Source organism: Lactiplantibacillus sp. C232, assembly GCF_023806725.1.
In the GTDB taxonomy this organism is placed as follows: domain Bacteria; phylum Bacillota; class Bacilli; order Lactobacillales; family Lactobacillaceae; genus Lactiplantibacillus; species Lactiplantibacillus plantarum.
This window is the reverse complement of sequence record NZ_JAMSKZ010000002.1, coordinates 79,084-98,731: the sequence shown is the minus strand read 5'-3', so window position 1 is coordinate 98,731 and position 19,648 is coordinate 79,084. Positions and strand designations below refer to the sequence as shown.

General features: G+C 46.4%; 13 protein-coding genes and 1 pseudogene. 1 reads left to right on the top strand and 13 read right to left on the bottom strand.

The genetic code is table 11. The features are described from left to right. Window positions 1–12 precede the first annotated feature (12 nt). A complete protein-coding gene (gene pgmB, locus MZO41_RS02715; protein WP_003641651.1) occupies window positions 13–684 on the top strand; it encodes a beta-phosphoglucomutase in 672 nt (223 codons plus the stop codon). A gap of 151 nt (window positions 685–835) precedes the next feature. Here the strand turns inward: pgmB and MZO41_RS02710 are convergent, their stop codons facing one another. From MZO41_RS02710 to rplI, 13 genes and pseudogenes are all read right to left on the bottom strand, one after another. Further along, entirely contained in the window at window positions 836–1,603 is a 768-nt protein-coding gene (locus MZO41_RS02710) for a Cof-type HAD-IIB family hydrolase (RefSeq protein ID WP_003641650.1), read from the bottom strand. A 332-nt stretch (window positions 1,604–1,935) separates the two neighbouring features. After that, on the bottom strand, window positions 1,936–3,753 hold the full coding sequence (locus MZO41_RS02705) for a glycoside hydrolase family 13 protein (RefSeq protein ID WP_022638278.1): 1,818 nt from the start codon (window positions 3,751–3,753) through the stop codon (window positions 1,936–1,938). 17 nt (window positions 3,754–3,770) lie between these two features. Next, window positions 3,771–6,167, bottom strand: a pseudogene (locus tag MZO41_RS02700) (glycogen/starch/alpha-glucan phosphorylase). A gap of 19 nt (window positions 6,168–6,186) precedes the next feature. Next, on the bottom strand, window positions 6,187–7,626 hold the full coding sequence (gene glgA, locus MZO41_RS02695) for a glycogen synthase GlgA (protein ID WP_003641647.1): 1,440 nt from the start codon (window positions 7,624–7,626) through the stop codon (window positions 6,187–6,189). After that, window positions 7,619–8,791: a glucose-1-phosphate adenylyltransferase subunit GlgD gene (gene glgD / locus MZO41_RS02690; RefSeq protein ID WP_003641646.1), complete on the bottom strand. Its 1,173-nt coding sequence runs from the start codon at window positions 8,789–8,791 to the stop codon at window positions 7,619–7,621. Before glgD ends, glgA begins: the two co-directional genes overlap by 8 nt. Further along, entirely contained in the window at window positions 8,788–9,927 is a 1,140-nt protein-coding gene (locus MZO41_RS02685; protein ID WP_003641645.1) for a glucose-1-phosphate adenylyltransferase, read from the bottom strand. Before MZO41_RS02685 ends, glgD begins: the two co-directional genes overlap by 4 nt. Further along, window positions 9,917–11,800, bottom strand: a complete 1,884-nt coding sequence (glgB, locus tag MZO41_RS02680) for a 1,4-alpha-glucan branching protein GlgB (RefSeq protein ID WP_031275296.1) — start codon at window positions 11,798–11,800, stop codon at window positions 9,917–9,919. The genes MZO41_RS02685 and glgB overlap by 11 nt, the downstream gene beginning before the upstream one ends. A gap of 351 nt (window positions 11,801–12,151) precedes the next feature. Then, window positions 12,152–13,768, bottom strand: coding sequence for a peptide ABC transporter substrate-binding protein (locus MZO41_RS02675; RefSeq protein WP_003641642.1), 1,617 nt, complete (start codon window positions 13,766–13,768; stop codon window positions 12,152–12,154). A gap of 460 nt (window positions 13,769–14,228) precedes the next feature. Next, entirely contained in the window at window positions 14,229–15,467 is a 1,239-nt protein-coding gene (locus tag MZO41_RS02670; RefSeq protein ID WP_003641641.1) for a glutamate-5-semialdehyde dehydrogenase, read from the bottom strand. 18 nt (window positions 15,468–15,485) lie between these two features. Further along, window positions 15,486–16,283, bottom strand: a complete 798-nt coding sequence (gene proB / locus MZO41_RS02665; RefSeq protein ID WP_003643611.1) for a glutamate 5-kinase — start codon at window positions 16,281–16,283, stop codon at window positions 15,486–15,488. Window positions 16,284–16,304: 21 nt separating this feature from the next. Beyond that, window positions 16,305–17,528: an MDR family MFS transporter gene (locus MZO41_RS02660; protein WP_003641639.1), complete on the bottom strand. Its 1,224-nt coding sequence runs from the start codon at window positions 17,526–17,528 to the stop codon at window positions 16,305–16,307. A 221-nt stretch (window positions 17,529–17,749) separates the two neighbouring features. After that, window positions 17,750–19,174: a replicative DNA helicase gene (gene dnaB / locus MZO41_RS02655; protein ID WP_003641638.1), complete on the bottom strand. Its 1,425-nt coding sequence runs from the start codon at window positions 19,172–19,174 to the stop codon at window positions 17,750–17,752. Between the two features lie 15 nt (window positions 19,175–19,189). Then, window positions 19,190–19,642 (bottom strand): 50S ribosomal protein L9, encoded by a 453-nt coding sequence (rplI, locus tag MZO41_RS02650; protein ID WP_003641637.1) that lies wholly within the window; start codon window positions 19,640–19,642, stop codon window positions 19,190–19,192. Window positions 19,643–19,648 lie beyond the last annotated feature (6 nt).

Below are 19,648 nucleotides of genomic sequence, written 5' to 3'. Positions count from 1 at the left end.
GAGGCAATCAACATGGTTAAATTTGCAGCAATCAAGGGGTTTGTCTTTGACCTCGATGGCGTTATCACGGACACATCTACTTTTCATAGCCAAGCTTGGCACCAGATCGCCGATAAAGTCGGGGTCAGTTGGAATGATCAATTAGCTGACGCGCTCAAAGGTATCAGTCGGATGGATTCACTCAACCTCATTCTAGCTCAAGGGCACCGAGAAAATGACTTCACACCGGCCCAAAAACAAGCGCTAGCTACGGAAAAGAACACCAATTATTTGCAGCTCGTTAACCAAATGACCCCAGCCAACATTCTACCAGGCATCACCGCCTTTTTGACTGAATTAACAACGGCTGGCTACGCATTGTCACTCGCTTCAGCATCAAAAAATGCTCCGCTTGTGCTACGTAAACTCGGTCTTAGTGACTACTTTACGAAGGCCGTCGACCCCGCTAGTCTCAAACACGGTAAACCTGATCCCGAGATTTTTCGGCGCGGTGCTGAGATTTTAGGCCTTAATCCAGCTGACTGTATTGGTGTCGAGGACGCGGCGGCTGGCGTACAATCGATCAAAGGCGCTGGCGAAACTGCCATCGGTATTGGTGACCCGACCGTTTTAGCGGCGGCAGATATCAATTTTACCGATACGACTCAGCTCACACTCGCCAATATTAAGGCACAACTAAACTAACGTATTTCCATTAAACTCATCACAAAACAAACCGGATTTGGCGACCACGTCATGGTTACCAAATCCGGTTTGTTTTGTTTAAGCCAGTCGCTAATCTCACCAGTTGGACTGCTCACTGGAAGCTTATAATTATCAGACTAGCTGTCAATTCTCAAATCAAATCAAAATGTTGCAATCCTTGGGCAATCCCGCCGTGCATGTTGTCAGCGGTCACGTACCGCGCGAGTTGTTTGACCTGCGGATGACCATTGCCCATTGCAATCGGTGTCTGGATCATTCGGAACATCTCAATATCATTTAATTGATCACCAAACGCATAGGTCGGTACCTTAGTTAAATGCGCCTTGGTTAAGATATCCTGAATTCCAACCGCCTTGGAGACGCCCCATTGCATAGTGTCCAGCGCACGCGGATTATTACGAACAAAATGTAGTCGGCCTCGATATCGCTGCCGATATTGCGCCGCATTCAACGGATCAAACGTCAGTAAGAAATTAATATGTTGATGTTCATAAAAGTGCGGTGCGACCCGGGCCGTCTGTCTGAGTGCCCGATAATTACTGGTTGTCAATGCATCACGATGGCTTAACGCAAAACCGGCGTTATTATAATAAGCTAGCGCATTCTGTTGGCGATTGGCAAAATGAGTAATATCGGTCAAAAGCTCCTTATCCAGTTCGTGCGCACTCAAAAACTGCCCTTGATACGCGACGTAACTCCCATTCGCACTGACGATTGAATCGATCCCCGTCGTTGTCATCACATCTTGAACTTCGAATACATTGCGACCCGTGGCAATGACGGGTAGGACGTGGTTAGCTCGTAATTGCTGGATTGCCCGCACACTGCTGGCCGCAACCGTCTTATCGTCCTGCATTAACGTTCCATCCAAATCAAAAAACACTACTGCTTGATACAACCAATTACCCCCTAATTAATCAGTCACTGGCCAATAACCAGCGCCACCAATACACTAATTACCTTCGTGATGACGTCTATTTAAAACCATCCGAAAAGGTGCTTTAGTGTTTACCTTTATTATAAGCACCTCGTCTGAACAACGCAGACATTCTGCTTATAAGCGCACAAAAATGCGTGGCCAATCAAGGAAAGCCACGCACTAATGTGCCTACGTCTCATTAAGGATCGATGAGTACTTCGTAATACATAATCAATAGCGGGGTGCTATTAAAAAGTACAATTATACTATACGGCTGAACCGTACTAACAATCATCAAGTTCCTGTAAAATTTAGGTAAAGTTTTCAATAAGGCGCAACTGTTCACCACCCAGCGTCTGCGTCACAAGGCAGCGTTGAATCGCTTGTGCTAATTTTATGGGCACACCACTCAACTTTAAATCGTGACTCGTCATGGTTCGCGGCTCAGTAGTCACATTGACAATCACCATCACGGTCTGATCAGCCTGCCAATAAAGGTAGCCAATGCCATAATCTGCCAAGTAAAACGGCACAAAGTGGGCTGTGTTTAACCACGGGTGCCGTTGACGCCAATTCGCCCAGTCAGCGACTAACTGAACTTGCGCCTGATCTGCGTCCTGCCACGGATAAAACGCACGGTTATCAGGGTCTTTCCCCCCCATCATCAACGCCTCATCACCGTAATACAGGCACGGTACACCTGGAAGCGTCAAGAGTAGTTGGACGGCCAAACGTAGGCGTTGGCGATCTTCGGCTAACATAGTCAGGATTCTGGGCGTATCATGGCTACCGATGTTATTGAAGTTAAAGCGAAACGTCGTAGCGGGATAATTTTCCTTGAGGGTCATTAGTTCACGCCACCATTCGGCCGGTGTTAGCGTGCCGTTTAAAACGTGAATAATCAAGCGGCGGAGCGGATAATTCATGACAGCCTGTAAGCCGCCGCCCTCTAAGTAGTGCCGGCGCATCCCATACGCTAATTTATGAGAGGCATCCTCCCAAACTTCACCGATCAAAACCTTATCCGGATAACGGTCAAGGGTCCGTCGAATTCCAGCAATGAAATCGTCTGGCAACTCATCCGCGACATCTAGGCGCCAGCCATCCACACCGCGTTGCGTCCAATAATCAATGACCGAATCGGGTTTACCAAAGATAAAATCGCGGTATGTTGGATCGTCTTTATCAACTGTCGGCAGATCACGGATGCCCCACCAGCTATCGTAATCGTGGGGATAATGAATGAATGTGAACCACGGGTAGTACGGACTCGTGGTCGACTGAGTTGCCCCAACCGTCGGGTAATGGCCCGCCTGATTGAAATACTTAGAATCCACACCAACATGGTTAAAAACACCGTCTAAGATCAGTCGCATACCGGCCCGGTGTACGGCCGCGACCAGGTTATCAAAGTCCGTCAAATCGCCGACGACCGGATCAATCTTCAGATAGTCACCCGTATCATACCGATGATTACTGCTGGCCTCAAAGATCGGCGTCAGATAAATAATTGTCACACCGAGTCGCTGTAAATATGGAATCTTAGCACTAATACCGCGCAAATTACCACCGTAAAAATCCCAGCGTAAAATCGCCCGGTGTTCATCACGCACGTATAGTGGGCGATCCGTTAGTTGACCATAAATAAAGCTATTTGGCTTGGGCGCATTAACGTGGCCATCCGCGTTGCCATTATTGAAGCGGTCAACAAAGATCTGATAAGCAACCCCTTCACGATACCATTGTGGCAATGTTTCTACTGCTTTCAAGATTGTCAATTGATACATTTGAACATGCTCGCGCAAGACGTATTGAACGCCCGGGCCACCATAACCACCATCAACGCAACCATAATAAGCGGTCATGGTCGCCGTTTCAATCCGAAAATAGTAGAAGTACAGGCCAACCTGGGTCGGTATAAACGTGGCCGTATACATTGTGGGACTGATTGGATGTAACGGTAAGGCCTGTTCATCATCCCACTGACCATCATGAGCCACGCATAAATCAATCTGCTTAACCGGCGTTACTGTCTGAACACTGATTGTGAATTGAACGGGTGTCTGGCGGGTCACGGCACCAAAGGGCGTCTTATACGTGGGTAAAAATGAGTTATACGTTACCTGCATCCGTCACCCTTCCTTTCTTAATTCAGTCGTTCGTGGGGCACTTGCCAAATATCGTCAGCATACCGCGCCACTGCTAAGTCCGCGGCAAAGTGTCCCGAAGCGGCAATATTGGCTAACGAGCGTTGTTGCCAAGTGGGTTGATTTTGAAAATCACGACTGATCTGCTGTTGTTGGGTGACATAAGCCCGGTAATCGGCTAAGACAAAGAATTCATCATTATACCGCAGTAATGAATCATAGATTTCCCGACCAACCGTTGGAATTCCCGGAATCGTGCCATCAATCAAACTATCTAAGAGCCGTTTTAATTCAGGATCAGCATCGTAAAAGTCAGCGGCGTGATAGTTGCCGCGATGGTAATAGTCGTACACTTCATTGACCTTAAGCCCAAACGGATATTCATTTTCAGCACCCGCCGCTTGCATAATGTCGATATTCGCGCCGTCATACGTTGCCAATGATAATGCACCGTTGGCCATCAGTTTCATGTTACTAGTCCCCGACGCTTCTTTGGAGGCCGTTGAAATCTGCTCGCTAACGGTCGGCGGCGGGAATGATCAGTTCGGCAATGGAGACCCCGTAGTTCGGAATAAAGACGATCTTTAACCGATCACCAATCGCCGGGTCCTGATTCACCATGTCAGCGACGACATTAATGAGTTTGATAATCGCCTTGGCATAGTGATAACTAGGAGCCGCCTTGGCACCGAAAATGTGTACTCGCGGCACGACTGGCTGTTGCGGATGATCCTTAATGGCAAAATACTCGCGCAAGATTTCAAAGACGTGTAGGAGTTGCCGCTTATAAGCATGCAACCGTTTGATTTGAACATCGTAAATCGCGTCGGTGCGAATCTTGATCCCCATAGTACGCTGAACGTACGCGGCTAAAGCTTGCTTGTTAGTCAGTTTAACTTGACCTAACTGGTACAAAAAGTGGTCATCTTGTTGATACGGCAGTAGCGTCTGTAATAAATCTGGTTGCCGCCGCCAGTCCGAACCAATCGTCTGATCAATCAATTGCGCTAGTGGTTGGTTCGCCAATTGAACCCACCGCCGGGTTGCAATGCCATTCGTCTTATTATTAAACCGCTCCGGATAAACTTGATACAGGCCCCGTAACACATCCGTTTTCAGTAATTCCGTATGCAGTGGCGCGACACCGTTCACACTGTGACTCCCAATCACAGCTAGGTAGGCCATCCGTACTTGTCCGTTGCCTAAAGGCGCCGTCTGATCAACGAGCGCTTTGCCAAAAATCGGCGTTTGTTGTTCCCGGTAGCGCCGGTCGATTTCCGCAATAATCTGATAAATCCGAGGTAGCAGGTTTTTAAACATATCGATTGGCCAAGTCTCGAGGGCCTCTTGTAAAATCGTATGGTTCGTGTAACTCATGACTTGCGTCGTTAACGTCCACGCAACTTCCCATGAACAGTGATGTTCATCCATTAATAGCCGCATCATCTCAGGGATCACCAGCGTCGGGTGCGTATCGTTAATGTGAATCGCGACCTTTTTGCCTAACAATTTGATGCCATGGTGCGTCGCACAAAAATCACGCACGATACTTTGAACACCCGCAGAAGAGAAAAAGTATTCTTGGCGTAAACGCAGTTGTTGCCCGGCCGAGTTAGAATCGTCAGGATACAAGACCTTGGTAATCTCACTGATTCGATCACGCTGATCCTGCGAAGAATAGGTCGCACTGGGTGGTAACTCCGCGGACCACAAACGCAAGGTGTTCGTAATATCGTTGTGATACCCGACGATACCAACGTCGTAAGGAACCGCTAGCACGTCTTCCGTATTTTCAGATTGCGGTTGTAAACTACCATCCGCTTGCGGTTGTAACCACACATTGCCGCCGAACTGGACAATGCAGCTCTTGTTATCGCGCCGGGTCTCCCACACGTTGCCATGATGGAGCCAATCATCGGGTAATTCTACTTGATAGCCATCCATGAAAACTTGTTTGAACAAGCCGTAACGATAGCGGATGCCGTTACCGTTGCCGGCAATTTTCAAACTAGCCATCGCGTCCATATAACAGGCTGCCAACCGACCTAATCCTCCGTTACCAAGCGCCGGATCAGGTTCAGCCTGACTGATTGTCTCAAAGTCTAAGCCTAATTCCGTTAGCCCTTTTTTACCGTCGTCAATAAGTTGAGATTCAACAAATTAGAAGCGAGTAAGCGTCCCGGCAAGAACTCGATGGAAAAATAATAGACTTGTTTCTGATGATGATCGCGGTAAAATTTAGCTGTTCGTGTCCAACTCTGACTGTTATAGCGCCGAACTAGCTGTCCCAGTGCAATAAATTGCCCAATCGTCGAGGTGTCACTCAGCGATGTTGAATACAAGGTCTCAATTTCACTTAGAAAGTCCTTTTTAAATTGCGCACACGTTAATTTCAAATTCACACCCCCATCAAACCTAACGCATTAGCTTCTGATAAGTCGCACGGTACTGCTGTGCAGAATGTTCCCAGCCAAAATCACAAGTCATTGCTTGGTGCTGCAGCTGCCGCCAAACCAGTGGATGCTGCCGATATAAGGTCACGGCTAGAACCATAATTTTACGTAGAACCGCTGGCTGGTAGTCGTCAAAGCTAAAGCCGGTTCCCTGATCGGTATAGCGATTGTACGGAATGACCGTGTCCCGCAACCCACCGACCGCGTGCACGATCGGTAACGTCCCGTAATGCATCGCCATCATCTGCGACAAGCCACACGGTTCAAAGGCAGAAGGCATAAGAAAGATATCACTGGCCGCATAGATTTGCTGAGCTAGCTGCGTATCAAATTGAATCGCGGCGACCACCTTTTGCGGATACGCCGACTGATAGGTGCGTAACGCGCGTTCCAATGCTGGGTCACCCGTTCCCAAAACAATGAGTTGCACATCTTGTTGCTGCAAGAATGGATTCAATGCATCCAGCAAGAGGTCGATACCCTTTTGCTTCGTTAACCGAGAAACGACTGCCAATACCGGCACGTTTTTGACAGGCAACCCTAATCGGCGCTGTAAAGCACGTTTATTCTGACGTTTAGGTTTCAAATTCTTAGCCGAATAATTCGCCGTTAGTGCCAGGTCGGTTGCGGGATCGTATAATTGCATATCAATGCCATTAAGAATCCCACTCAGTTTGTACCGATTGGCCCGCAGTACCCCGTCGAGACGTTCCCCAAAAGCTGGTGTTTGAATCTCTTGTGCGTAGGTCGGTGACACCGTATTAACGGCATCTGCAAAGTTAATACCGCCCTTCAGCCAGTTCACTTGATCGTAAAACGCCACGCCGGCTTCGGTGTAAGTCTCAGTTCCGATTCGAAAGAGACTATCCAAAATAATCGGATCGTAGACACCTTGAAACTGTAAGTTATGAATCGTCAGCACCGTTTTAATATCACGATACGCTTCGATCCAATAGTACTTTTCAGCTAGCAAGACAGGAATAAACGCCGTATGCCAATCATTGAGTTGTAAAATATCAGGGATATAATCGATCTGCTCCATCATTTCACAAACCGCCATCTGAAAGAAGGCAAAGCGTGCACCATCATCCCAATAACCATATAATCCTTCACGACCAAAATAATCTAAATTATCAATTAGATAATACTGAACGTGCGCGACTGTCAGAGTTTTAATACCGCAATACATCGCATGTTCACCCACTTGAACAGTAAAATGCGTCACTGGCACTAACTGCTGCTGATATTCGGTCGGCATCTGGTGAGGGTAATACGGAATCACTACACGCGTCTCGATTCCTTCCGCTTGCAAGGCGCGCGGTAACGCCATACTAACATCGCCTAAGCCACCAGTCTTATAAAAAGGGGCCGCTTCTGCCGCCGCGAATAATACCCTAGTCATGCACAGCCACCTCCGCTTGTTGAAAGACGTGCTGCCCTTTGCTGATGACTAACGGTGTCGTTGAAGTTCCTTTAAGCACTAGGTTGGGCCCGATTACGGCGTCTTTATCGATAATGACGTTTTCTAACTTACAACCGGCACCGATCCGGGCCCCCTGCATAATGATGGCATTTTTAACTTGGCTATCACGATTAATCAGTACATCCCGAAAGATGACGGAGTGGTCAAGTTGCCCTTCAATATAGCCCCCAGTACCACATAAACTATCACGACACTGTGAACCAGTCGCAAAGAACGTCGGGATTTCATTTTTGACCTTGGTGTAAATACGGCGCGAACTGTAGAATAACGCTCGGAAATTAGCTTCATCCAAAACGGCCATATTGGCCGCAAAGTAGCTGTTGATATCATGAATATTCGCCTGAAAGCCCGTATATTCAAAAGCATTAGCGTTATGTTGGATGACTGCTTGCCGCATCAATTCCTCTAGGCTGATCATGTCACCCCGTTGATTGGCCGACTGCAATAATTCGATTAAATCGACCGTACTCATCAAGTAAATAGCCATGCTCTTGGCAACTTGTTTCGTCTTCGGGCTAATCTTGGCCTTGCTCATCGGAACGACCGCCGTTGCTTCTCCCTTAGCAGTCAATTGTAAGATTGTATTTTCGGGAATCAAACTAGCTGGATCAACGCGCTTATAAACCGCCGTCACGGGACTGTTACGTTCCTCGTGATACCGTAGTAGCGCCTTTAAATCAATATTACCAACATTGCGAGTACTCATCACTACCGAGTACTCACTCTGGCTGCATTTCAGAAACTGAATCGAATTATCATAGTAATGGTGCAGTAATGCGGCCTTCTTTTCTGGCGCCACTAATTTCAAGTCATTGTATGGGGACAAGAATAGGCCGCCGCGAATTGTGTTCAGGCTCCAGTCACGCCCGCTACGCAAATGGTCAGCCACGGAACGCCCTGACCGCGGGACCGTCACCATCACATTTTGAATCCCCGCATTGATGACACTCGATAATTGAAAATCAACCAACCGATAACGACCACCAAAGGGTAACATTCCAACTGGCCGAACTGCAGTCAATGGTTGTAACGCGTCACTTGGTTCCAGTAAATTAATAATGGCACTCACTTGTTCACGTCTCATGGTTGTTCCACCCCCATCGTTTCGTGATACCCAACAACTGCAATCTTATCAGTCGTACCAATAATCTGGGCATCATCACCAATCACTGCATCTTCGCCAATCAATGCGTGGTCAATCACCACATTTTTTCCAATCGTTGCACCGGGCATAATCATACTGTCAACCACGCGACTACCCATCCCAACTGACACGCGTTGCGATAAGATTGAATGATCAATTTCGCCCGCAACGTAACAACTATCAACGACCATGGCATTATTGACCTGGCTCGTTTCCGTCAAAAACATCGGTGGTAGCACCTCTGCTTTAGAGTAAATCCGCCAGTAACGATCGCCGATATTTAACCGGTTATGGGGCGATAGGAATTCCATATTGGCTTGCCACAGACTCTTAATCGTTCCAACATCTCGCCAGTAACCCTTAAAAGCATAAGCGTAAACGGATTCATTATTGGCTAAGTATGATGGAATGACATTTTTACCAAAGTCTTCAAGTGACTTATCGGTAGCATAACTCTTAACTAAGTAATCCCGCAAAGTCGGCCAATTGAAGATATAAATACCCATCGAGGCTTTATCACTCTTAGGATGTTCCGGTTTTTCCTCAAACTCAATGATTCGATCCGTCGCATCCGTATTCATCATGCCAAAGCGTTTGGCTTCTTCGTTAGTCACGTGGATCACCCCAACGGTCAACGAAGCCTTCTTCTCCTGATGATATTTCAGCATAGCGTCATAATCCATCTTATAAATATGATCGCCAGATAAGACGAGCAGGTACTTGGGGTCTTGTTGATCAATATATTCGATATTTTGATAAATGGCGTGCGCCGTCCCTTGAAAGAACTTCTCACCTTCACTAGACGAGTATGGTTGTAAAACCGTCACCCCACCATTTAAGCTATCAAAGCCCCAGCTCGCACCGCTACCAATATGTGCATTCAGTTCTAGGGGTTGATATTGCGTGATAACCCCAACAGTATTCACACCCGAGTTAGCACAGTTGCTGAGTGTAAAATCAATAATTCGGTAACGACCGCCGAATGGCACGGCGGGCTTAGCCGTATCCTTTGTCAACTTACCAAGCCGGGTGCCCTGACCGCCCGCTAAAATAATCCCTAACATTTCATCTTGCATGCTTAACTCCCCCTATCACTTTAACTGGTCGAATCAACAATGCACCCATCGCCGGCAAGGTCACGGTAAAACTAGCTGGTTGCCCCCGATACGGCTTATCGACCGCCGTAAACGTTGTTTCTAGCTTTGTCCACGTGCCGCCAAAAGCCTGCGCTTCAGTATTGAGTAACAACTCATAACGGCCACGATACGGTACGCCAATCCGGTAATCTTGACGTTCAACAGGAACAAAATTGAAAGCAGCGACCACAAAACTGTATTTTCGTTTGGCCTGCCGGATAAACCCCATGGTCGAACTGTCAGGATCATCGGTATGTGTATAAATAATCCCCGCAGGATCATGGTCTTGTTCCCACAACGGCCGATTGTGCCGATAGACCGCGTTCAGTTGCGTTGTGAACTGTTGCATCCGATGGTTGAGATCATCCTTTAAGTCGACCCATTCCAACGCACTCCAGTCCCGCCACTCTAGAAACTGCCCCCACTCTGAACCCATAAAATTCAGTTGTTTTCCTGGAAAGGCAGCCATATAAGTTAGCATCGTCCGCAAATTTGCAAACTGATTATAGCGGTCCCCCGGCATTTTATGCATTAATGATTTCTTGCCGTGCACGACTTCATCATGTGAAAACGGTAGAATAAACCGTTCATCGAACATGTACACGAATGCAAATGTCAGTAGATTAAAGTGATCGTGCCGATATAACGGATCCATCATAAAGAAATCCAGGGTATCGTGCATCCACCCCATGTTCCACTTATAGTTAAATCCCAATCCGCCATTGGCCACCGAACCCGTAACCTGCGGATAGGCGGACGACTCTTCCGCAATCATCAAGATATCGGGATGGTGGGTTAAGACCGTGGTGTTCAACTTTTGTAAAAAGGCGATGCCTTCTAAATTACGATTATCCCCATACTGATTAACCTGCCCTTCGCGCCCTTCATCATAGTCGCAATACAACATGTTAGAGACAGCATCCACTCGCAAGCCATCTAGATGACACTGGTCGAGCCAATATTCGGCGCTTGAAATCAGAAAACTCTGAACCTGTGTTTTACCGAGATCAAAATTCCACGCCCCCCAACGACGGTTATTCGCGCGCTCAGGATCAGCGTATTCAAATGTCGGCGTACCATCATACTGGTACAACGCATCATAATTGCGAATAAAGTGACCCGGTACCCAATCAACGAATACCCCGATATTCGCTTGGTGACACTGGTCAACAAAGCTGAGAAAACTGTCACGCTTGCCAAAACGACTGGTTGGCGCAAAATACCCTAATTGCTGATAACCCCAAGACGCATCTAATAAATGTTCCATCACGGGCATTAATTCAATGTGGGTATAGCCCCGTTGTTTTACATAGGGAATCAGTTCAGCGGCTAATTCCGCATAAGTGTAGTAGCTACCATCAAGATGACGGCGCCACGAACCTAAGTGCACCTCATAAATGTTAATTGGCCGATTGGCAGCGCGCGACTTCTTCCGGCGAGCTAGCCACAAACTATCGTGCCAACGCATCGTCATCGGCTCAACAACTACGGCCGCATCCCCCGGTTTTCGTTCGAACTGTTGTGCAAACGGGTCAATCTTTAGTTGCACTTGGCCAGTTGGTGTTGTGATCTGAAACTTGTATAACTGACCCGCATGAACGTTCGGAACTTGTCCTTGCCAAATCCCAGTCGCCCCTAATAACTTTAGTGCGCTTGGTTGCCAGTCATTAAAATCGCCAACAACCCCGACCGCCTTAGCATGCGGCGCCCAGACGCGAAATACCGCCCGACCAGATGCGGCCAAATGACAGCCTAAGTAATCCTGACTATTAAATCCTGCGCCGGTATTAAATAAGTAACTTGCATCATTCATTTCCGTAGTTTGTTTAACCAAAGCATCACACCCCCTATGTGATTAACTGAGCAGTTTATAAAATTAATCTTATTATAAGAAGGTGACAGGGTGTTTGCCTATCCTTGATAAGGTCGCCTTACTTAGTGGTCAAACAGGGCACAAACCCCTAAAAGATAACGATTATTATGACTGGTCACCCAGAACACTGCAAACTGATTCAGGACAACTATTCACAGTTAAGCCCGTGGTTATCCGTTTTATTGCGCCGTTTGCCAAAACATCAAAAAAAGCCCGAAAAAACGCGTTTTTTCGGGCTAGTTGATTTATTCAATTACATTTCTATCAAATTAATAATATTTATCTGACTGATTACTTCCAGTAGGCATAGCGATAAAGGGCGTCTCGCAACAATGTGAAGTGAACCCCACCAACCTTGTTACTGATCAAGTGAGCAGCAGCAGTTTGATAAATCGGTGTGACCCCCTGTTGCTGAGCGACTAGCTTAGCCGCTTGCTGCATCGTCTGATATCGGGCCTTAGTTGACTGCTTATCGGCCGTAATCGTTGAGATTAATTGCTCATATTTCGCATTGTTAAACTTCCCAAAGTTGACAGAATTAGTTATCGAAGCCTTATTCAAGAAATCAACTGGATCTTGGAAATCACTCGACCACGACAACGTGGCAAAGTCAAAATCACCCTTGCTTAAAGTTGAAATCTCATTTGTCAGTGGTACTGACTTGACATTGACCGTGACACCACTAAGATTTTTCTCAATTGCAGCTTGAATATATTCTGCCACCGACTTATTAATATCATTATCGTTCGTCAATAATTGCAGTGTTAACTTTTGCTTTCCTAAGCTCGCCTGAGCCTTCTGCCAATACTGTTTAGCCTTTGCTGGACTGTATGGATACAAATTTCCGGTATCCGTATTAAAATCTTTCCCTGTTGTCGGGTTCTTGGTATTGCCAGCAGGAACTAATGACGTCGCCGCTACTGAGCCGTCTTTGAGAACGTTCTTAACCAATGACTGGCGATTCAAAGCGTAACTCACAGCACGCCGCAAGTCAGTATTCTGCAATGCTGAGCGCTTCTGGTTCCACAACATGAAGTAGAGTTGATTTAACTTCGTAACCTTCATCTGACTTTTTAGTGACCCTTGCTCAGCTGCCGATACTTGGGTGCCCGTAATCTGGGTGACTTGGACCTCATTGCTTTGGAAGAGGTTCTCGGCCGTACTGTTATTTTTGACCGTCTGCACCTTAATATTCTTGATTCGGACCTGTTTACGGTCATAATAATACGGGTTCTTCACATATTTCCACGTGTCATTCGTCCCATTCCAACTCTTCAAGACATAGGGACCATTAGAGAGCGTTCGCTGTGCCGATGTCCCATACTTATTCCCGTATTTCTCAGTAAATTGTTTGTTTAACGGATAGATCTCTGTGGCTAGCCGATAATTAAAATACGGCACGCGCTGTTGCAATGTAATTTGTAACTTATACTTACCCAACGCTTTAACGCCTAAGGTCTTCACCGCCTTCTTACCAGCCGTGATTGCCGTTGCATTCTTGATTTCAGCAACGTGTCCGACTTCCTGTGACTTGGTATTCGGATCGACCTGGCGTTGCACGGAATAAACAAAGTCAGCGGCCGTGACCTTTTTTCCATTCGACCACTTGGCATTGTGCCGCAAATTAAAGGTATAAGTCTTCCCATTATTAGTCGGTTTGACGACTTTCTTGGCAATTGCCGGCACGACTTTCCCCTTTTGATTAGTTGTGTACAAGCCTTCCATAAACTGAGCAATAGCGGCCTGACTAGCGATATCGTCGGCCTTATTAGGATCAGCGGTCGCAATCGACTGGGTCGCCGTTACGTTCAACGTCTTCTGCTGACTACTCTGCTGGCTACCGCAGCCAGTTAACACTAATCCTAGGGCTACAATAGCAATACTGCTGATCCATATTCTTTTTTTCATGAATGCTGACTCCTAACTTAACGATGATGTCGGTTACTGGCAACGATACTTCGATTGGCGCCGACAACAACACATCAACGGTAAGCCTCCGTTATCCGTGGTAAACCGGTAATTACTGGTTTTCACGACTACAATAACGTTTTGCAATCCTGCGTTCATCATCATGATTCCTCCCCTTAGATTAAAAACTAATTAAGATAAGATTAGCTTTTAAGTTTACATCTGTCAACTAAAAGTTTCGCTCAGCATTCTAAGTCACCATGGTATTATGCCTTCACTATTCAGGCCGAAACTAGCTTGCGCTTTTGAACCAAACGTATGGTACGCGAGCTTAAAACTAGACCGGCTATGGTGGGTTATCAAATCAAGAAGTCAAAAATCGGATAAACACTTGTCCCCCCAATCGGCAATAAAAAAATCGCTATTAGCCGATATACTGACTAATAACGATACTTGCCCATCAATGGCGAATCTGACCATTGCCATCAATGACGTATTTATAAGATGTTAATTCCGCTAATCCCATCGGACCGCGAGCATGTAACTTCTGCGTTGAGATCCCGATTTCAGCGCCAAACCCAAATTCAAAGCCATCCGTAAACCGGGTGGAAGCATTGATATAAACACACGCTGCGTTGACCCGTTGCTGGAAGAGCTTCCCAGCTTGATAATTATCCGTCACAATAGCTTCGGAATGTTGGGTATTGTAACGATTGATGTGCGTAATGGCCGCTGCTTCTGAATCAACAACTTTCACTGCAATAATTAAATCATTATATTCCGTTCCCCAGTCCGCATCCGTTGCTGGAACCACATCAGGAACAATGGCTTGAGTTGCGGCATCCCCGCGTACTTCTACGCCTTGTTCACGAAGTGCCTGAATCATGCTAGGTAAATAATCGGCCGCAACCTCACGATGAATTAGAAGCTTTTCAGTGGCGTTGCAAACTGATGGCCGCTGAACTTTCCCATTGATCACGATATCGGTTGCCATTTGCAATTGCGCGTCTTTGTCCACGTATACGTGACAATTACCGGCTCCCGTTTCAATAACGGGTACCGTTGCTTTAGCCAACACCGTTTGAATCAAACGGGCGCTCCCGCGTGGAATTAAGACGTCCACGTAATCAGTGAGCTGCATGAACTTAGCCGCAGTCGCATGCGACGTATCCGTAATCAGTTGAATCGCATTCTCATCGACCGCTTCGGCCCGTAATGCACCACGTAAGACTTGGACAAGTGCTTGATTAGAGTGAAGGGCTTCCTTACCACCGCGTAAGATTACAGCGTTTCCGGTTTTAAAACACAGTGCTGATGCATCCACCGTCACATTGGGGCGCGCTTCAAAAATCATGCCGATAACACCTAATGGTACCCGTTCCTTGGCAATCATCAACCCGGCCTCGTTGCGCCACGCGCGGTCCACATTTCCAATTGGATCTGGCAAACTCACGACCTGTTTGAGCCCGATCGCCATATCCTGGATGCGGTCTGCTGTTAGCCGGAGCCGGTCAACAAACTTAACTGGTACTTGCGGGTTCTCTAAATCCTGCGCATTAGCTGCCAATATCTCATCTTGATGGCTCGTTAACGCCGTTGCCATTGCGGTCAACACTTGATTTTTTTGCGCCGTTGAAAGTAACCCCAGCGTATAGCTAGCTTGTTGAGCCTGCTGACCCAACTGTTCTAAATCTACCATTTTGATAACCTCCCCAACTTAACCGAATAGCGTTCCGACTGGTTCGCCTGCTAAAATTTGAAAAATAATTGTGGGATCCGCACCATTGGCTAAAATCATTTGACCATTCGCATCGATCATCCGTTCTGCCGCTTTTAGCTTAGTGACCATCCCACCAGTACCAAACCGACTGCCACTACCGCCAGCTAGCTTATAAGTATGTTGATCAACCTTCTCAATGTGCCCTAATAACTGGGCTCGGGCATCCGCATTGGGATTACCATCATAAAAGCCATCGATGTCGGATAGCATGATTAACAAATCCGCCCCGATATTCGTGGCCACGATTGCGGATAGTTGATCGTTATCACCGAACTTTGTTTCATGATCCAATTCATCGACCGCGACCGTATCATTTTCATTAACAATTGGGACCACGTTTTGTTTTAATAGCGCCTCAAATGTATTCAACACATTATGGTGACTCTTAGGATAAACAAAGATATCACGTGTTAATAACAACTGGCCAATTTTTTGTTCATAAATGGCGAAACGTTCTTTGTAAATCGAAATCAATTCAGTTTGCCCAATCGCCGCAATCGCCTGTTGTTCAGGAATTGCTTTTGGACGTTGCTTGAGTCCCATATAATTCAAGCCAACACCAATAGCCCCTGACGAAACCAAGACAACTTCACGCCCACGGTGTCGCATTGCGCTAATGACAAAGGCTAATTGATCGATTGCCCGTAAGTTGATCGATCCATCTGGATAAACTAGCGTGCTTGTCCCGACTTTAATCACGACTCGTTTAGCCTTTAGTTTTCGTATCACTTTCACTACTGCCACCAACTTCTCTAATTATTTTGTTTCACGTGAAACATCGGTCTGAACGTCCGTCTTCATATAATTAACGGCCTTGCGTAAATTAAAGTGAACGACACCGATATTAACTGCCAACACGATCAATAAAACCACAAATGCCAACAAAAACAGCACCTTATAAGACCAATTATCGATAATCACACCACCAAATAACGGCCCTAGCGAGCGCCCTAACGCACAAAAGGCTTGTACTAGTCCTTGGTAACGCCCCTTAGCACTAACTGGTGATAACTGACTCACTAGTGTTGGCATGGCTGGTGACCAAGTTGCTTCACCAATCGTCAATAAAATCATGGCAAAGATAAAGTGTGGGTAATCATGCGCAATCACAAGTGATAGAAATGATAAGCCCACGAATAGCATGCCGAAGAAAAATTGATTATATAAATTTTTAATCCGATTCCCCAGCAAACTTAAAATACTCTGAATAAGGACCAGTAAGCCCGCGTTGATTGTCCATAGAAAACTGTAATTCCGCAGCGGCATCCCCAAATTCGTCATGTAGACGGATAAATTGCTGACCCACTGTTCGTATAGCAACCAGATAATAAATAAACTAATAAAGAAGGTCCAGACAATGTGAAAATTGGCCCGTGGCAAGTGCACATCTTGTCCTTGGCGCGGATCAACCCCGGTCACGTTCGACGAATCCACATTGTATTCAAATAATGCAATAATCAAGAAAATCACGAAGAGGCTCGTGGTCATCGAGAATAGCAAGGCCATCCCCATGCTATACACGATACCAACCAGCATCGTGCCGAAGACAACTCCGAGATTGGCAGCGAGATACATCAACGTAAACGTTCGCCGCACTTTATCGCGGGGGACACTGGCAGCCAAAGCATTAAACATCGTATTTAGCCAGCCACTAGCAAACCCGGTCACGACTAACAACATCGGATACCACGGCCATCCATGAAAAAAGATCAGAGCAAAGTTCGCGAGGCCATTCAACGTGATTCCCATCAGTAACAGGTGATAAGGATTACCTCGATCAAATATACGCCCACCAATCGTACTTGCCAAAACGTTGGCAACTGAATTGAGCATCAGGACAATTCCAGTCTCCGTCAACGACTTACCTAACACATTGTGCATGTAGATCGTCGTTAACGGCCAAATGAAACTCATACCAATGTTATTCATAAACTGCCCGGCAATTAGCCACGGCGTTTTAATGAGTTGCTTTTGTGCCACGCCATCACCACCATTATTAAATCTGTCTACTTTTCATCATAGCAAAGTTTATTTAAAATAACAGGGACATTTATCTCACTAACTCATTATTATCACGGCCAAATTGGTGCATCAGCCCAACCAATTGGCGGAAAACAAGTAGCCTCGGCACGTGATAAACAAAAAATTCCTCTTAATTAGTTTAAGAGGAATTTGATAACAAATTTATTGATCGACTGCAATTAAGCTTGGGGATCCTGCGCATAAGAGACTGAGGAGAACTTATTAAATGGTTTCACAAATAATAGTTTGACCGTTCCCCGCGCCCCAGCACGGTTCTTTTCGATAATCACTTCAACTTCACCAACATCCTCAGAAGCATCTTCGTCCCGCGGATCGCCGCCATTAAAGTCACCACCGCCACCAAAATTACCGCCATCATCATCGTCGCCGCCTTCGCGATCATAATAATCTTCCCGGTATAGGAAGGCAACGATGTCAGCATCTTGTTCAATTGAACCCGATTCACGAATATCGGAAAGCACTGGCCGCTTATCTTGACGCTGTTCAACACCACGAGATAGCTGTGATAAGGCAATGACTGGAACACCTAGTTCCTTAGCCAGTTTCTTCATTTGCCGCGAAATTTCGGAAACTTCCTGTTGCCGACTTTCTGTGTTACTACCTTCGATCAGTTGCAAATAATCGACCACAATCAAGCCGAGGTTACCTTGCTCTTTCGCTAAGCGGCGACTTTTGGCCCGGATTTCTGACATCTTGATTCCGGGGGTATCGTCAATAAAAATACTAGCTTTAGACAAACTCCCCATGGCAACCACCAAGTGTTCCCACTCTTCTTCGTTCAGTTGCCCCGTCCGTAAATGCCCAGCGTCAATACTACCTTCTGCACACAGCATCCGGTTGACTAAGGATTCGGCACCCATTTCCAAACTGAAAATGGCCACTGTCGTATCCGTTTTAGTCGCCACATTTTGGGCAATATTCAGGACAAAGGCTGTCTTACCAACGGCTGGCCGGGCAGCCAAAATAATCAGATTATCCGGTTGTAAGCCGGCGGTCATTTTATCCAGCTCCGCAAAACCAGTCGGTAAACCGGTAATGTCATCATCATTTTGATACAAGCGGTCAATTTCTTCAATCGACGCGTTCAACACATCTGAAATCGACTTAAACCCACTCTGATTACGCTGTTCAGACACGTTCATAATGTCGCGTTCCGCGTCATCTAATAACGTGGTCACGTCATCATTTTCCGTATAGGCCTTTTGCGTAATCTCCGTGGCCGTCTTGATCAACCGCCGCACCGTCGCCTTTTGCGCCACAATCTTAGCATAGTAGCCAGCGTTAGCCGCAGTCGGTACGGACCCAGCTAATTCAGCAATGTAGCTCATCCCACCAACATCATCCAATTGATTTTGGGCCGTTAATAAATCACTAACGGTCACCGCATCAATAGCCTCGTCACGGTCATTTAAAGTCACCATGCTGGCAAAAATGATCTGATGTGCGCGCCGATAGAAATCTTGCGCTTCGACAAACTCCATCGCTTCCACGAGGGCGTCACTGTTTAAGAAAATAGCCCCCAAGACTGCCTTTTCAGCTTCAATATTTTGTGGTGGGGTTTGATCCAGCACATCGTTGTTCATTTGTGATCCGTCCTTTTACTTTTCGACAACGTGCACGCGAATTTTCGCCGTTACTTCTGGATGTAACTTAACGGGCACGTTTGTGTAACCTAATACCCGAATTGGTTCTGGTAATTCGATCTTGCGTTTATCAAGCTTAACTTGGTATTGGTCAGCTAACGCCGTTGCAATTTGTTTGCTAGGAATTGACCCAAACAACCGACCATCAGTACCAGCTTTGGCCTTCAATTCAACAACCGTTTCATCAGCTTCCAAAACTGTCTTGACTTGCTTAGCTTCGGCTAATTCCTCAGCGGCACGTGCTGCTTCAGACTTCTGTTCAGCCTTCAACGTATTGATTGCCGCTTTAGTGGCTTCCTTGGCCAATCCCTTTTTAATTAAAAAGTTCTGCGCGTAACCATCCGGGACATTCTTGATTTGGCCCCGCTTGCCCTTACCACGGACATCATTCAAAAAAATAACTTGCATTTAGAC

Coding starts and splice junctions, on each gene's coding strand:
- MZO41_RS02670 (WP_003641641.1), bottom strand. CDS start 15,467: ATGGTAGATTTAGAACAGTTGGGTCAGCAGGCTCAACAAGCTAGCTAT.
- glgA (WP_003641647.1), bottom strand. CDS start 7,626: ATGACTAGGGTATTATTCGCGGCGGCAGAAGCGGCCCCTTTTTATAAG.
- glgB (WP_031275296.1), bottom strand. CDS start 11,800: ATGAATGATGCAAGTTACTTATTTAATACCGGCGCAGGATTTAATAGT.
- dnaB (WP_003641638.1), bottom strand. CDS start 19,174: ATGAACAACGATGTGCTGGATCAAACCCCACCACAAAATATTGAAGCT.
- MZO41_RS02705 (WP_022638278.1), bottom strand. CDS start 3,753: ATGCAGGTAACGTATAACTCATTTTTACCCACGTATAAGACGCCCTTT.
- pgmB (WP_003641651.1), top strand. CDS start 13: ATGGTTAAATTTGCAGCAATCAAGGGGTTTGTCTTTGACCTCGATGGC.
- rplI (WP_003641637.1), bottom strand. CDS start 19,642: ATGCAAGTTATTTTTTTGAATGATGTCCGTGGTAAGGGCAAGCGGGGC.
- MZO41_RS02685 (WP_003641645.1), bottom strand. CDS start 9,927: ATGCAAGATGAAATGTTAGGGATTATTTTAGCGGGCGGTCAGGGCACC.
- MZO41_RS02675 (WP_003641642.1), bottom strand. CDS start 13,768: ATGAAAAAAAGAATATGGATCAGCAGTATTGCTATTGTAGCCCTAGGA.
- glgD (WP_003641646.1), bottom strand. CDS start 8,791: ATGAGACGTGAACAAGTGAGTGCCATTATTAATTTACTGGAACCAAGT.